This window comes from Mucilaginibacter sp. KACC 22773 (assembly GCF_028736215.1).
Classification (GTDB): domain Bacteria; phylum Bacteroidota; class Bacteroidia; order Sphingobacteriales; family Sphingobacteriaceae; genus Mucilaginibacter.
Genome location: NZ_CP117883.1, coordinates 4,810,015 through 4,825,870, shown reverse-complemented (window position 1 = coordinate 4,825,870; position 15,856 = coordinate 4,810,015). Strand labels below are relative to the sequence as shown.

The following is a 15,856-nucleotide window of genomic DNA, read 5'->3' as shown; positions in this document are numbered from 1 at the left end:
ATAAATTTATATCTTTAAAACCGGGCAACGCCCGGTTTTTTACATTGAACTAAAAAATGAAAAACAGTACTACAATTATCTTGCTTACCGCTTTGCTGCTGAGTATAAACTTGTGCGTGAGCGCACAAATTAAAGAGTATACCGTTGCCGATGCACACTCCCACAATGATTACAAAAACAACATTCCATTTTATCGGGCCTATGAAAAAGGTTTTGGGTCAATTGAGGCCGATGTGTATGCGGTAAACGGCCAACTGATGGTGGCGCATGATAAAAAGGAGATCAGCGCCAAACGCTCGTTGAAAATCTTCTATATCGATCCGCTAATCGAGAAACTTAACCGCGATCCGCAAAGACACCTGCGGCTGCTTATCGAAATAAAAGAAGATTATAAAGCCATATTACCCTTGGTAATCAGCGAACTTAAACCGTTAGAAAAATATTTTGCCTATGATGGGCATCCCGGCAGGTTATCTATCGTAATGACGGGGGCGGTACCTCCGGCAGCTGTAATGCCAAACTACCCGGATTGGATATCTTTTGATGTTGATCATTTAGATGGGTTTACGCCCGCTCAATGGAAAAAAATTGGATTGGTGAGCTTTCCGTTAAGCAAATATGTGCATTGGAATGGCAAAGGCGTATTTAATGCCGATGAAATTAAAAGAATAAAAGGTGGCATCGACAGCGTTCATCATGCCGGCAAAAAAGTACGTTTTTACGAAACTCCCGATACCAAAAGCAGCTGGCTGGCTATGTTGCGCTTGGGCGTTGATGTTATAGGAACCGATGACATAGAAGGGCTCGGCAATTTTTTAAACAGGAAAGAGAAATCTGAATACATTGCTCCAGAACCTTACGTTATTTATCACCCAACTTATAAATCAGATGGTGAGGTAAAAAAGGTTAAAAATATCATTTTATGTATAGGCGATGGCATGGGCTTATCGCAACTATACGCCACTTATAGTGCCAACAGGGGGCAGCTTAATATATTCCAGATGCTTAACATGGGCTTTTCGGTTACTTACTCGGCCGATGCCTACATCACTGATTCAGCTGCCGGCGCAACAGCTTTTGCGTCGGGACAAAAAACAAATGATAGGGCAGTGGGGGTTGATCCGGAAGGTAAGCCATTAAAATCGTTGGCCGATTACAGCGCCGAAGCAGGAAAAAAAACGGCCGACATTGTGGTATGCGAACTTACCGATGCAACACCCGCAGCCTTTTACGCTCATAATGCCGAAAGGAGTAATGCCACCGATATTGCCGGTCAAATAGTATCATCGCCGGTTGATATATTTTTAGGGTCGGCTTATAAAGATTTTACCCAGCCGGTAAATGGACAAACGCCCATCGATAAAATGAAACAACGCGGGTATACCATTATCCGCACTTTTGATGATTTTATAAATACACCTGCAACAAAGATCCTGGCATTAATGGACGATAGTGTAACCAGGCCCAAAATGGATGGCCGGGGAAACTATTTGCCGCTGGCATTAAAAAAAGTAACCCAAACTTTTAAAAATGCGCCAAACGGATTTTTTATGATGATTGAAGGATCGCAGATTGATCACGGTGGCCACAACAATAATCTTAAACAGGTAATTACCGAGAACAGCGATTTTGACCGGATGGTTGGCGATGCCCTGCGCTTTGCCGACGAAGATGGCGAAACACTGGTTATTGTTACTGCCGATCATGAAACAGGTGGGTTAACGCTGTTGGATGGCAATATCGGCAAAGGATACGTTTGGGGCGATTTTAGTACTAACGACCATACCGGGACACCTGTGCCCTTATTTGCCTACGGCCCGCACTCGCTTGATTTTAGGGGCATTTTTAACAACAACGAAATTTTTAATAAGCTGAAGGCGTTGCTGAAATAGGGGATTAGTTACAAGAAAAAAAGCCGCTGTATATGTTGTTATGCGGCGGCTTTTTTTATGGTTTAAAATTATTTGGCAAATGTTAAACAGTAGCTGTTTGCGTCTGGGTATCACTTTCATTAGTTTCTGCAACAACGTTAACCGGCGGTACTTCACAATTGAAGCCAAATAAGCACCGGTTTTTTATCATGGCGGCTACCTCGTTAGGTACATATTCCTCCCATCCTGCAGAGCCTTGTTTTATGAGCTGGAGCACGTTGTCGGTATCAACATGCAGGTTACCTTCGTTATAGTGCCTGATATCTTCAATCTTGTTGTTGGCAATAAGGTAGCGGTACAAATCGATAAGATGTGGCGGTGGGTAAAATTTAAGGCAGTTCCAGATTACGCCATCGCGCAGGGTAGGGTATATGAACAGTTTTACCTTACGGCTAAATAGCGTAGCGAATGATTCCAGAATACCGCCGGGAAGATCTTTGTAATGTTCTTCCGAAAAGATGTACTCCAAATTAGGGAAGCCCAGCACCATCCCTATTTTTAACCTGGTGATTTTTGAAAGGTAAGCCACCAGTTTATAATACTCATGAAAATTACTAATCATAACCGTTTGCCCAAGCGAGCACAGGATATCTACCCGGTCAAGAAAGTCTTTTTCATCAATATCGGCATTCAGGTCGGCGTTTCGCTCTTTTAAAGCCTGCAGGGTAAGTTCGGTAACTACTACCACTTTGGTGTTATCAACATCGGGTTCCTGTAAAAATTGCTTAACGCCATTATTCAGCATATCCAAATGCACGTTAATAATCGGTCGGAAACGGCCGCGGATCACCACAATGTGTTTTTTATAAAGCGCTTCGGTAGGCTGCATGTTTTTGCCATCGGGCCCAAATACGGCAGCGTCAGAAAAACCATATTTTACAAGGTGCAGGCTCATCAGTCTGTTGTCTACCTTGGTAAAATCGGGCCCTTCAAAGCGGATCATGTCAATTTGAATCCTGTCTCTTGATAGGTTATCCATTAGCGACAACAAAAATACCGGAGGAATTTCGTTGTAGTAAAAGCAGGCATACATCAGGTTTACCCCCAAAATGCCCACAGCCTGCTGCTGCAGGTTAGTATCGTTATCCAGCAGTTTTACGTGAATAACTACATCATTAAACGCGCCGTTTGGCTGTAGCTGAAAGCGTACCCCCATCCAGCCGTGGCCGTCGTTGGTTTTATTGTAATTTAAAGCTGAAACGGTATCAGAGAAAGCGAAAAACGTTGTGGAATCGCCACGTTGTACGGCCAAACGTTCAATCAGCAGCCCGTATTCATGGTCAAGCATTGATATTAAGCGGGCTTCGCTTACGTAGCGCCTTGATTGTTGTACGCCATAAATGGCATCGGAGAAAACCATATCATAAGCCGACATGGTTTTGGCTATAGTGCCCGATGATGCGCCGGCCTTAAAAAAGTTGGCTGCAACATCCTGTCCTGCGCCAATTTCGGCGAATGAACCGTATATTTTAGGATCAAGGTTAATGGCAAGTGCCTTTTGTTTGGTCCCTATATCCTTGTTGTGAATGGCATTCATACCCTTAGTTAATTATAGTTTATTGTTGCCAATATGATGATCTGAAAAGACGCCTTAAAAATACGGTTTTTTAATTTACTTAAGATCATGTATTAGTAAAAAGGCAAGGAAACCGCATTTGTTTTTTGATTTAGATAGTAAGCGTGGCGTAAGGTTTAATAAATTGTTAACAAATGCTAAATTCGCTCATTTGAAGATCATGATATTATTCCCGATGCTTTTTTCGTATTTTATGTTACATAAACGCATCCATCTGTTTTATTTTGGTTAGATACGGCGCCTGTCGAAAGATTGTCCGAAACAAGCGGCTTAAGGAAAAATTATTTTACATGGGCTGTTGGCAGTTCCCCGAAAAAGATTGAAACAGTTGTTCATTTCAGGAATAAATGATTTTTGAAAAGGATTTATCCCTTTGTGTTGATAAACTGTGTGTACCGCTTCGGGGCGAGACAGGGTGAAACGCCCTGAAACACCCTGGTACGGGGTGAAACACCCTGGTACGGGGTGGTACACCTGGCAAATACTAATCCGGCAACTACTTTACTGGTTGGGCCTGTTTTAAAGCTAACCGGGCATATCCAAGCAATATCCCCAGTTTACCGTAAGTACCTGGAAATTTGATGGAGGCATTAATGGCCCGGGTTATTGTTTTATTGCCCGGTGTAAATTTTTCACACTTATTTCGCCTGCTTTTTATAACTTACAGCTTTGTAAATAAACCTCGATGCTTAAGAAAGCAGTAACTTTTTGTGGCAAACCTTATTCATACCTTAAGCTAATCATAAAAGGCTTTTTTAGTACTGTAATTTTGTTTTTATTGCCGGTTGCAGGTTTATATGCCGAGGGCAGTAAAGAACTTACCGCCAATGGCGGATACCGTGCTTATCTGTTTTCGAGCACCGTAATTACCAATACATCCTTCCCGTTCCCCACGTTAGGTACTGTTAAGGTTTACGTTAAAGCCGGCGAAAGTATTTACGTAGGCTCAAGCGCCCAGGGGATTGCCGGCGGTACCATTAACCTTCGGGCGCCCGACGGTAACAATTATACCAGCGGTACAAATGCCAATACCGGTAATATTCATAGCCGCGCCCAGGAAGTTGCAGGCCCGTTGCCTAATGCAGGTGGATTTACGCCGTTTATTAAAACAGTAGGCGCAGGCCAGGATGGGGTTTGGGAAATTGATTTTGTGGCCGAAAACCCCGGAACGGTATTAAACGGTAATCCGCCTACCATTCCGGCCAATGCCAACTGGACACAGCCGCAAGCCGAATATATTACCGCCTTTGATGTATCGGTACGCAATGCTTCAAATTCGGGCTTTATAAATGGCAGGGTGTATACGCAGGTATTTTCGGGAATACTGGGTACGTTTAATGTGGGCTTTAACGCCATATTCCACATCCTGACAAAAGACGGATATCAATACATATTAAACAACAATGGCCAGGCCGGTAATGGCTTTACCTTTTTTGTAAATAACAAGGGCTTTAGGGGCGCGGATGGAAAGGCATCGTACAAAAGTATCGACGGGCTTAGCGCCAGCGTTAACGTTCAGGACCCACGCGTGGCCGATACTCAAACCGATATAACCCAAAAAATATTTTTTAATATTCCGGCTACCGATATGCCGGCTGTAGCCAATACGCCGGGCGCGGCAACAACCTGGCTTTTAAATACTCCGGTAGTACCGGCAATAACTAACGTTACTTTCACAGGCGCCGAAGGAACTATTGGTAAAGCAGGAACCAATCCGCTGGGCGGCAATTTTAATTTTAATATAACGGGCAACGGTAATTATGTAATAGGGATTGATATAAACCAAAACGGTTTGTACACCGACGCTATCGACCGTAAATTAACCGGCCAGGCAACCACAGGAGGTAACCAGGTTTATTGGGATGGACTTGATGGCCTGGGTACCAAAGTAGCCGGCAACAGCAGCTTATCGTTGCAGGTAAATATAACTATAGCCACTACTGCCGGCGAAGTCCATTTTCCGTTTTTTGATGTGGAACGCAATGTAAACGGCCTTTTACTTACGCGCACAAATGGCACCTACGCCCCGGACGATTCCTTGTATTGGGACGATACGCCTATCAGTATAGTAGGCACATCATCAAACCCGGTAAAGAACCTTACGGGATTAAGCAGCGCCATAAACGGGCATAAATGGGGTACCACTACCAGCATATCCACCAATGATGCCGATTTTGGCAACAATAAATCTATCGATACCTGGAGTTATATAAAAAGTAAACCGGTAACTACTTCGCTAAGCTTTGTAATGCAGGAAGCCGATCTTTCTGTTGAAAGTATAACGGCTGCGGCGGCTTGTTCAGGCCAGCCGGTTATATATAAAGTGGTGGTAAAAAATAACGGCCCCGACGATGTTAAGGGAGGCGGTTTCAGCTTTAGTTTTCCTAATGATATCAGCGGGGTGGTAGTAACAAGTGCTGCTACAACCGGCAGTTCGGCAACCTCAGGCGGCGCTGTTGTGGCAAATGCCTACCATGCTAACCTCGATATAGCAAATGGGGCTGTGCGCACATTTACCATTGCAGGGAATGTAGCACTGGCAACAAACGGTAACCTTACGGTTGAGGCCGCTGTGTTAAGGCCGGCGGATGTAACAGACCCGGATGCCACCAATCCGGATGCTGCTGTACCTGCCGACCCAAATAACGAATGTGATGCTTCCCCATCCGGTGCAGGTTGTAATAATGTTAAAACCAACACGGTAAACATTGCGCCGGGCCCAAATGCAGGTGCCGATCAAACCGTATTTGAGTATGCTCCGGCCACTATGGCGGCAACCGGTACCGGTGTATTTACCCAGGTTGCCGGAGATCCGCTGCCGGCGACTATCACTACCCCCGCAAGCAATACAACTACCATAACCGGGTTGGATAAAGTTGGCTTATATCATTTTGTATTTACCAACATTAATGGTTGTGCCGATACGGTGGTGTTGAAAGTGATCCCGGCCGATTTGCAGATCCCCAATGTAATAACACCCAACAATGACGGCAAAAACGATGCTTTTAAAATTGTTGGGTTAGAGAGCTATCCCGGTTCGCAGCTCAGGGTGTTTAACCGATGGGGCAACGAGGTTTACCGTTCTGATAATTACAAAAACGATTGGAGCGGCAGCGGCCTTGCCGAGGCTACCTATTTTTATGTATTGAACCGGAAGGAGCATACAGGCGAATTTACCCCGGTTAAGGGCTGGGTGTTTTTAAAATTGAGTAAATGATGCGGGGCTTTAAACTATATATCCTGGTAGCCGGCCTGGTTTTACTCACCGTAAAATTGCAGGCCCAGCAAAGCATACAATTTAGCCAGTATATGTTCAATGGCCTGGCGGTAAACCCGGCCTATGCAGGCTATAAGCAGGACTGGACACTTAACTTAAGCAGCCGTATCCAATGGGTGGGTATTAATGATGCGCCTAAAACAGGCACGGTATCTGTTGATGGCCTAACCAACAGCACCAACCAGAATATGGGCTTAGGGTTGATAGCTACTTTTGACAAGCTTGGGCCCGAGAGTACATCATCGGTATATGTAAACTATGCCTACAGGCTAAGGCTTGATGAGGATGATACCAAACGGCTGAGTTTTGGCCTCGGCTTTGGCGCCATACAGTATCGCCTGGATGGCACTAAATTTAACGCTACTGATGACGGGGATACTAACATACCCGCCGGAACGCAAAGCAATGTTACGCCCGATTTTCGTTTCGGGGTTTATTATTACTCGCCAACTGTATATGTTGGCGCATCAGTGTTTAACTTGCTTTCGGGTTTGGGTAACACTATCGATCATTTGCAACAGTATAAGCAGGCCCGTACAGTTTACTTAACCGGCGGAGCAATGGTGCCGTTAAATGAAGGCATGGATATTAAACCATCGTTTTTGATAAAAGAGGACTTTAAAGGCCCCACCAACCTTGATGTAAGCAATTACATAGTATTTAACAAAACCATTTGGGTAGGTGCATCATACCGGACCGGGATAAAGCTGTGGAAAAAAAGTAACCTGCAAAGCGGACTTGATAAAACTGACGCCGTAGCGGCGATGGTACAATTTTATGTAAGCGAAAACTTCAGGATTGGCTATTCATATGATTTTACTACAAGCAGGCTGGCAAGTTCGCAAAGTGGGTCGCATGAATTGTCGTTGAGTATAAGTTTTCCGGGCAAAAGCCCAAGAGTGGTTAGTCCGAGATATTTTTAGGCAGATGAAAAAGTTAATATTGATTGGTTTATTGATGACTTTGCTGGCAAAGATTACTTTGGCGCAGGAACAATTGTCGGTACAACAACGGGCCGATAAACTTTTCGATCAGTATGAATATTTCAAAAGCCTTAAATTTTACCTGAAACTGGTTGGCCACAAGCCCGATATTAAATTGGTTGAGCGTATTGCCACCTGTTACCGCTACATTAACCAATACCAGGATGCCGAAGATTGGTATGCCAAAGCCCTGAATGATCCCAAAGCCGCCAAACTCGATCATTATTTTTATGCCGAAGTATTGTTTCGCAACCAAAAGTTTGACCAGGCCAGGCAACAGTACCAACTGTATTTTACCGATGATGCAGGCGCGTTAGCCCTAAAACTGGCCGATGTGGATTCGGCAATGGTGTGGATGAAGCAACCATCGCAATTTAAGGTTAATAACGTTGGCGGCGTAAACACCCCGTCATCTGATTGGGGGGCGGCCTACGGTGGCCAGACAACCATTATATTCACATCTGACCGCGAAACCGAAGATGGCAAAAAAGATAACCGCACCGGCAACGGCTGGTTTAAACTATACACCTACGATTTAAATACTAAAGAAACAAAACAACTGTTTTTAGATCCCGGTACCAGCAACGAGTTTAAAGATGCTTACCATGTAGGCCCTATGGTGTTAAACAACAAAGGAGATACTGCCTATATTACCCTGACTACCGAAGTTGCTGCTAAAAACTTACCCATAGACCAACGTAGCGGCAAAAATAACACCCGGTTTTATACCCGCCGGCTGCAATTGGTTACCGCCGTAAAAAAAGATGGCGGGTGGGTTATTTCGGGTAGTTTTCCGTATAATAACGTGCAGCAGTATTCTGTAGGTAACGCAGCATTATCAAAAGATGGCAGGCTGATCTATTTCAGTTCGGATATGCAGGGCGGGCAGGGCAAAACAGATATCTGGTATTGCGAAAAACAAAGTGACGGAAGCTGGGGTAAACCGGTAAATTGTGGTAAAACCATCAATTCCAAGGAGGAAGAAAGCTTTCCGTTTGTAGATGAAAACGGTGTGTTATACTATGCTTCCAAAGGGATGCCTGGTATGGGAGGGTACGAAATTTATGTTGCCCATGGCCAAAAAAGTAACTGGGATACCCCAAAAAACCTTAAGTATCCTATAAACTCCACCAGTGACGATTTTAACCTGATAACACGCGATGGCCAAAGCGGCTACCTGTCGTCCAATCGCGATAACGGCCAGGGCAGCGATGATATTTATGCTTTTACCCGCATAAAAGATTCCATTTTTGTAAAACCAATAAGTGGTAGTCCGCAAACAATTATTGCAACCGGAAAACCAGCATCCCCAGATTCATCCAACCCTCTTTCGGGGGCATCCCGTCCCGATTTCAATATTAGGCCTATTTATTATGATCTTGATAAATCATTCATACGACCAGATGCAGCCATAGAACTGGATAGGCTGGCTGGTATTTTAAAGCAATATCCGGCGTTAAAAATAGCATTGGCATCCTATTGCGATTCAAGGGCATCGTATTTATACAACCTTGCGCTATCGCAGCGCAGGGCCAAAGCTGCTGTAACTTACCTGGTAAAAAAAGGCATTGTCCCAACCCGCATGGTAGCCAAAGGCTATAGCAAAAGTAACCCCGTAAATCAATGTGCCGATAAGGTTAAATGTTCAGAAGCTGACCATCAGCTAAACAGGAGAACAGAAATTAAAGTAGTTTCGGGCAGCAATTGATTATGATAACGGCAAAAGTGTGTTAACGACATTGAAGAGATACCTAACCTATTTGAACAGGTCTTGTAATACAACATCATTTTGTACAAGCCCTGTTTTATAGTTATTGTCCTGGGTGCCAAAGGTTGTTACCATTACAATAAACAATGTTTTTGAGGTTTTTGTTTTGCTTTTAAACACCTCGCATTTTTGCACCAGCTCGGCCGCGTAGGCTTTATCTATAGTAAAAGCGGTGGTCGAAAATTTTATTTCACAAATGCTGATGCAAAAATCCTGGCGATCAAATAGAAGATCTATTTGCGCCCCGGGCTGGTTTTTGCCGGGGACATGTCTCCATGCCGATTCTTCTGTATAAACCCCGGCTATGCCCAGCGCGGCTTTAATTTCGTGGGTATGTTTTAGGCATACGCTTTCAAAGGCTGTGCCGCTCCAGCTTCTCCATGAGGGCGAGGCCGATAATTTGATCCAGGTGCCTGGACCTGTAGCGCGGCTATTTTCAATAAATTTAAGATAAAACCGGGAGTACTCGTCAGATAGCTTGTAAATACTGTCCCGGGTATTTTTTTCAAAGGGCAGGTAGGCAGATATAAAGCCCGATTCGGTCAGTTCCTGTAGCAGCAAAGTAGTAGTACCCCCTGTTGATAGGCGACAAGCGGCGATAATTTCCTTACGCGTTAAACCTGCCGGCTTGGCGGCAAGGGCCTTTACAATGGCTATATGTTTATCGGCCTCTGAAAATAGCGATTGATATAGGTTATTAAATTCACCTTGCAACACGCCATCTTTGGTAAAGCAAATACGGTCGATGTTTTGGGCGGCGCTTTGGCCAGGTGCAATTTCTTTGAGGTATTGAGGGATGCCCCCCAACGCCATATATAGCTGCGTAATCTGGTACCGATCTAAATTTACGTTGTTGTTGTTCAGGTAATCACTTGTTTCGGCCAGTGTAAAAGGAAGCAGGCGAATTTTTTTAGTGATCCTGTTATGCAATCCACCTTTGTTATTTACCACTTTTTGTATCATCCATGATGCCGCCGAACCGCAGATGGTTACAATAAGGTTATTTTGCTTTGCCGCCCACGAATTCCAAAAAAATTCAAACGCAGACAAAAAACCCGATTTGGCCGAGCTTAGCCAGGGGAATTCATCCAGGAAAATAACACATTTGTTTTTTTTTAATAGCGGTTCCGCATAGTTTTTAAGCACTAAAAATGCCTCTGTCCAATTAAGCGGAATAGCGATCTGAGCGGATAATTTTAAAAGCGGAGCTATCGTATTTCTGAAATTTGTGAGTTGCTCTTTTAATGGCGCGTTATGCACCCCCGAAAATTCGAAGATCAGTTGCTTTTGAAATGTTTTGCGGATGAGGTATGTTTTACCCACACGTCTGCGGCCGTACATGGCAATTAATTCAGCCTCGTCAGATTTTAAGGTTTGCTCCAACAACTGTTTTTCTATTACCCTGCCGATAATTTCCTTCATATGATTGTGCCTCGTTTAGCTAAAGAGTTATTATCAAGTGATTTATATGGTTGTGGCTGATTATAGTTAACGATAATCGGCCACAACCATACAAATATACATAGTTGTGGCTGATTATGAAAATATTTAATCAGCCACAACTGATTAAATTTATGTATTTATGGCTGATTATGGTAATATATAATCAGCCATAAATGTGTTTTAAAAGTGAGTTATGGCTGGATATGATGCGTTGTGTTCTGTTTAATTATCTGGTATTTAGTATTTTATATTGATTTATTTATAGGGCGATAATTCTTTACTTACGCAACGCCGATCTGTATTGTGGCAGCGGATTTTAATCTGTAAAAAAAAAGAACCATTAAAATGGTATTGGCTCGGTACATGTTTTGGCCATGTCCCTATTATAAGTAAAGCGCTATCTGCTATAGTTCACTTTGTTTTTCATTTTGATATTGCTACCCTTTCAAAATGATAGGTTTTTTAAATGCCCAATTGCATCGGCGCTATCAAATTAATCGGTTTAAAATGGTTTTAGCTGCTTTTAAGCATTGCAGGCGGTTTTTGGCATGTGTATAGTATACAGGCTGTAATTGATAATACATAAAAAAATTAAATCATGACATCATTTTATATCGTACTGGAAGTAATAGCATTTATTGCAGTAATTGTAATACCAGTGGCCGGCCCAAAAGCAAAGAAAAATTTACCTGTTGCAACTACCAGCAACCTGGCGGTTAACAACCAGGGGTTCCTGGAACCAATTCCTGCAAACCAACAAGATCATCATCCGGTGCATTAATTTTAAAAACCATTTTAATTAAAAATAAAAGCCTTTCATTTTGACAGGCTTTTTTTATGCAGGTATGCAGCTTTACTTATTACCATAAAATGTTTATCTCTTTTCTGTTTATGGAATTTATAGGATAATATTGCCGGTGAATACTAAACAAGATTTGTATTCGCCGCTTATGATGAATTGGGAAACTTTACTATCGGCCAAGCGCTGGGGATACGAGGATAAATATATTGCAAGCCAGGTTGATGCCCGGTCGGAGTTTCAGCGGGATTATGATCGTATAATATTTTCGTCGCCCTTCAGGAGGCTGCAAAATAAAACCCAGGTATTCCCTTTGCCGGGGAGTATTTTTGTGCATAACAGGCTTACGCACAGTTTAGAGGTAGCCAGTGTTGGCAAATCATTAGGCCGCATCTTTTATAACAAGCTTAAGGAAGAAGACCCCGGGATTGATACCCGCCTGCCACTGATGAGTGATATCGACACCATCATTTCGGCGGCATGCCTTGCGCATGACCTGGGTAACCCGGCATTCGGCCATTCGGGCGAAGCCGCTATTTCACATTATTTTATTGAGGGTGATGGCGCCGGCTATCAAAAAAGTATACCCGCTGAGCAATGGGCCGATTTGATTAATTTTGAAGGTAATGCCAATGCTTTGCGCATACTTACCCATTCTTATTCGGGCAAGGGGAACGGAAGTTTTGCGCTTACTTATGCAACTATAGCGGCTATTGCCAAATACCCCTGTGCTTCCATTATAGGCGGAAATAAAGCGAATATCCACACTAAAAAATACGGGTTCTTCCAATCGGAACAAGCGGGATTTAAGAAAATAGCCGACGAACTGGGACTAAACAAAGTGCAGGACAATCCGCCAATTTACAAGCGCCATCCGCTGGTTTACCTGGTAGAGGCAGCCGACGATATCTGCTATAATATTATCGACATTGAAGATGCTCATCGCCTCAAGATATTATCTTATGATGAAATTGAAGCCCTGTTGCTGCCCCTGTGCAATGATCCTAAAATGAAGGCGCGGCTGGATGATATTGACGATGATGACGCCAAGGTTGGTTACCTGCGTGCCCGCTCAATAAACACACTGATACAGCAATGCTCCAAACTGTTTTACAATCAGCAACAAACTATCCTTGCCGGAGATTTTAATACATCGCTGATAGATATGATAGATGAACCCTATCGCACTATCATGAAAAACATCGAAACCTTGTCGGTAAAAAAGATATACAATTATTCGTCGGTTGTGCAGATAGAAGTTGCCGGTTATAAAGTTATGGGCGGTATCCTGGAAGAATTTATCCCGGCGTACCTGCAAAACACATCCAAGTACCATAAAAAACTGGTAGAGCTTATCCCTAAGCAGTTTTTAACCAAAAACCAGGACGATTACTCCAAAATTCAAACCGTACTCGATTTTGTTTCGGGGATGACAGATTTGTATGCAGTGGAGTTGTTCAGGAAGATCAAGGGGATTTCGTTCCCTACGTTGAGTTAGAAACCCGAAAATGATATTCTATATTTTAACGTACTAAACCCCAATTTTGATAATAATAAAATCAGATAAATGGCTTATTAAAGCCAATTATTACAATATCAGCGTAATAACAAAATTGATAATAGTCAAAACGGAAAAATACCCGGACAAGATTTATCCTGGTTTGAAATTTCATCAAATTATAATCGTTAGTTAATCGATTTATTTCCAAAGCCAACCGGTTAAATTTTTAGTGTTATAAATACAATTAATTATATTGCCCTATATTTGAAATAATAAATAATATAAACGGGTGAGAAAAAAACTATCGATTGTTGATATCGCAAATGCTTTAAACGTATCTAAAACTACCATATCATTTATTTTAAACGGCCACGCACAGGATAAACGGATAAGTGCCGAAGTAATTGAAAAGGTGATGAAATATGTAGCCGAAGTAGGGTATAAGCCAAGCTCGCTGGCCAAAAGTTTACGTACCGGCAAATCAAATACCATAGGGCTCATGGTAGAAGATATTTCGAACCCTTTTTTTGCCAGTATAGCACGTTTAATTGAAGACCGGGCCTACAAAAACGGATATAAAATTATTTATTGCAGTACCGATAATGATACCAATAAAACGCGCGACCTCATTAGCATGTTTCGCGACAGGCATGTGGATGGTTACATTATGGCCCCACCGGAAGGAATTGAACAAGATATTGAATCGCTTAAAAGTGATGGCATGCCCGTGGTTTTGTTTGACCGGCATTTACCCAAGGTTAAAACAGACTATGTGGAGATAGATAATCTTTTCAGTGCTTATAATGCTACCCGGCATTTGGCCGAACAAGGATTTGTAAATATTGCTTTTGTTACTTTTTTATCGCCCCAAACACAGATGGTTGACCGGGTAAAAGGTTACCATGAGGCCATTAAAAATAGTAAACTTAATGGAATTGTTGAGGAGGTAGTATTTAGCCAGGATGATGAACTGATTATGCAGGCGCTGCGCGATTTTTTAACAAAACACACCAGTGTAGATGCCATACTTTTTGGTAATAACCACATAGCTACCTGCGGCTTAAAGGTAATGAGAGAATTTGGTTTAAAATTGCCTGGCGATATTGCCGTGGCGTCTTTTGATGATCACGATGTTTTTAAACTTCATACACCGCCGGTTACGGCCATAGCCCAACCCGTTGAGGATATTGCCAATAACGTGATTACTGTTTTGTTAGCGAAACTGAATGGTGGCTCATCGGCCGCCAAACCTCAATCGATTATTTTGAAAACCGATTTGAAGATCAGGGATTCGTCGAAAAAAAGCAGTTGATTTTTTTTGCATGAGGCGTTGTACAAGCAACTTCAAAGCGAAGTAAAGCAATAAAATGTACCGTGAATAAACGTGAACAAAGAATATCCGAGCGAAAGAGACAACAACGTGTTTCCCGAATAAAAGGCTGGTGGTTACTGTTACTTTACGGAGTTGGTATTTACGCTTTTTTTAAAAGCTTTAGTTTATATCGCGATACCTTTATTGGATACCAGCTGCCGCTTGGCGGAGGGTTGATATTTGGCCTGGTGGTGTCCTTTATCTTTAACAAAGACTACCGTTACTACTTCGCCCCGGTTATACCGCTGATTGGCATCTTTACTACAATAGTCCTATCGGTCAATAGCTTCTTTGCCGATAAAAAGAATGTGATGCTGAAGGAGATAATTATAGAAAAACATCACCAATACCGGCGCAATAGCCCCTATGCTATCATAAAATTTCGTGACTTTGAACGCAATATATTAGCCTCAACAGATGCCGAAGTAGATAGCGTGTCATATGGAGTGCTCACGGTAAACAAGGGTTTGTTTGGTTATTACGTGATAAGAGATAAAAAGTTGGTAAAAGATTAAGCGGCTATTCTGTCTATATCGCGCGATCTGTGTCCTCACAGATCGCAATTCTTTATGCAATACGTCCGTGTGCGACAAACCGATGGCTTATCGGGAAGATGCCCGTGAGGACACAGTCATCGGAGGAGGAGGTTAACCGTCCCCAAGTTTTGGCTCCTGATTCTTAACTCTTGATTCTTTTTAAGAACGATTCTAAATAACACAAACAACCCTTAATAAACATTTTTAGCTGTAGGTTTTGTATTTTTGCAAAACGATTTTTATTTTATAAACCGCAGATGAAAAAAAGTTCAATTTTTGGTCTTGTTGTTATAGCTATAGCTATAGCGGTTATCATAAGTGTATACGCTAACACAAGCACATATGGTTCTTTTGGCGATGCCGAAAAAACCAGCAGCGAGCTGCATATTGTTGGTCACCTTAATAAAGCAAAAGAGTTATATTTTGATGCCACTAAGGATGCCAACTACTTTTCTTTTTACGCGAAGGACAATAACGGCTCGGAGCGCAAGGTAATATTGAAAGGCCCCAAGCCTGAAGATTTTGAGCGCAGCGAGCAGTTAGTGCTTACCGGTAAAATGGTTGGCAGCGAGTTCCATGCATCAAGTATCCTGATGAAATGCCCGTCCAAATACACGCAGGATAAGTTAGAAACTAAAGAAGTTAAGGCCAAATCGGCCAGCATATAAAC

Annotated in this window: 11 protein-coding genes; 9 read left to right on the top strand and 2 right to left on the bottom strand. The window is 42.6% G+C overall.

Annotated features, from left to right (window positions below; translation table 11 throughout):
• Positions 1 to 56: 56 nt before the first annotated feature.
• Entirely contained in the window at positions 57 to 1,892 is a 1,836-nt protein-coding gene (locus tag PQ469_RS19730) for an alkaline phosphatase (RefSeq protein ID WP_274209220.1), read from the top strand.
• A gap of 82 nt (positions 1,893 to 1,974) precedes the next feature.
• On the opposite strand, the gene PQ469_RS19725 is transcribed toward PQ469_RS19730, so the two are convergent.
• The gene (locus PQ469_RS19725) at positions 1,975 to 3,468 is read right to left on the bottom strand and encodes a nicotinate-nucleotide adenylyltransferase (protein WP_090648293.1); all 1,494 of its coding nucleotides are present in this window, start codon (positions 3,466 to 3,468) and stop codon (positions 1,975 to 1,977) included.
• 724 nt (positions 3,469 to 4,192) lie between these two features.
• Between PQ469_RS19725 and PQ469_RS19720 the strand changes: the two genes are divergently transcribed.
• From PQ469_RS19720 to PQ469_RS19710, 3 genes are read left to right on the top strand one after another with little or no spacing between them, the layout of a single operon-like run.
• Entirely contained in the window at positions 4,193 to 6,724 is a 2,532-nt protein-coding gene (locus PQ469_RS19720) for a T9SS type B sorting domain-containing protein (RefSeq protein ID WP_274209219.1), read from the top strand.
• On the top strand, positions 6,721 to 7,707 hold the full coding sequence (locus PQ469_RS19715; RefSeq protein WP_274209218.1) for a PorP/SprF family type IX secretion system membrane protein: 987 nt from the start codon (positions 6,721 to 6,723) through the stop codon (positions 7,705 to 7,707). Before PQ469_RS19720 ends, PQ469_RS19715 begins: the two co-directional genes overlap by 4 nt.
• 4 nt (positions 7,708 to 7,711) lie before the next feature.
• A complete protein-coding gene (locus PQ469_RS19710) occupies positions 7,712 to 9,475 on the top strand; it encodes an OmpA family protein (RefSeq protein WP_274209217.1) in 1,764 nt (587 codons plus the stop codon).
• Between the two features lie 48 nt (positions 9,476 to 9,523).
• Here the strand turns inward: PQ469_RS19710 and PQ469_RS19705 are convergent, their stop codons facing one another.
• Positions 9,524 to 10,957: an AAA family ATPase gene (locus PQ469_RS19705; protein WP_274209216.1), complete on the bottom strand. Its 1,434-nt coding sequence runs from the start codon at positions 10,955 to 10,957 to the stop codon at positions 9,524 to 9,526.
• A gap of 619 nt (positions 10,958 to 11,576) precedes the next feature.
• Here PQ469_RS19705 and PQ469_RS19700 point away from each other — a divergent pair.
• From PQ469_RS19700 to PQ469_RS19680, 5 genes are all read left to right on the top strand, one after another.
• Positions 11,577 to 11,759, top strand: a complete 183-nt coding sequence (locus PQ469_RS19700; RefSeq protein WP_090648309.1) for a hypothetical protein — start codon at positions 11,577 to 11,579, stop codon at positions 11,757 to 11,759.
• Positions 11,760 to 11,931: 172 nt separating this feature from the next.
• On the top strand, positions 11,932 to 13,275 hold the full coding sequence (locus PQ469_RS19695; protein ID WP_218152424.1) for a deoxyguanosinetriphosphate triphosphohydrolase: 1,344 nt from the start codon (positions 11,932 to 11,934) through the stop codon (positions 13,273 to 13,275).
• Positions 13,276 to 13,567: 292 nt separating this feature from the next.
• Complete coding sequence (locus PQ469_RS19690; RefSeq protein WP_274209215.1) at positions 13,568 to 14,590, top strand: LacI family DNA-binding transcriptional regulator; 1,023 nt, start codon at positions 13,568 to 13,570, stop codon at positions 14,588 to 14,590.
• 62 nt (positions 14,591 to 14,652) lie between these two features.
• Positions 14,653 to 15,165: a hypothetical protein gene (locus PQ469_RS19685; protein WP_274209214.1), complete on the top strand. Its 513-nt coding sequence runs from the start codon at positions 14,653 to 14,655 to the stop codon at positions 15,163 to 15,165.
• A gap of 278 nt (positions 15,166 to 15,443) precedes the next feature.
• Positions 15,444 to 15,854 (top strand): cytochrome c maturation protein CcmE domain-containing protein, encoded by a 411-nt coding sequence (locus PQ469_RS19680; RefSeq protein ID WP_274209213.1) that lies wholly within the window; start codon positions 15,444 to 15,446, stop codon positions 15,852 to 15,854.
• The last annotated feature ends 2 nt before the right edge of the window (positions 15,855 to 15,856 follow it).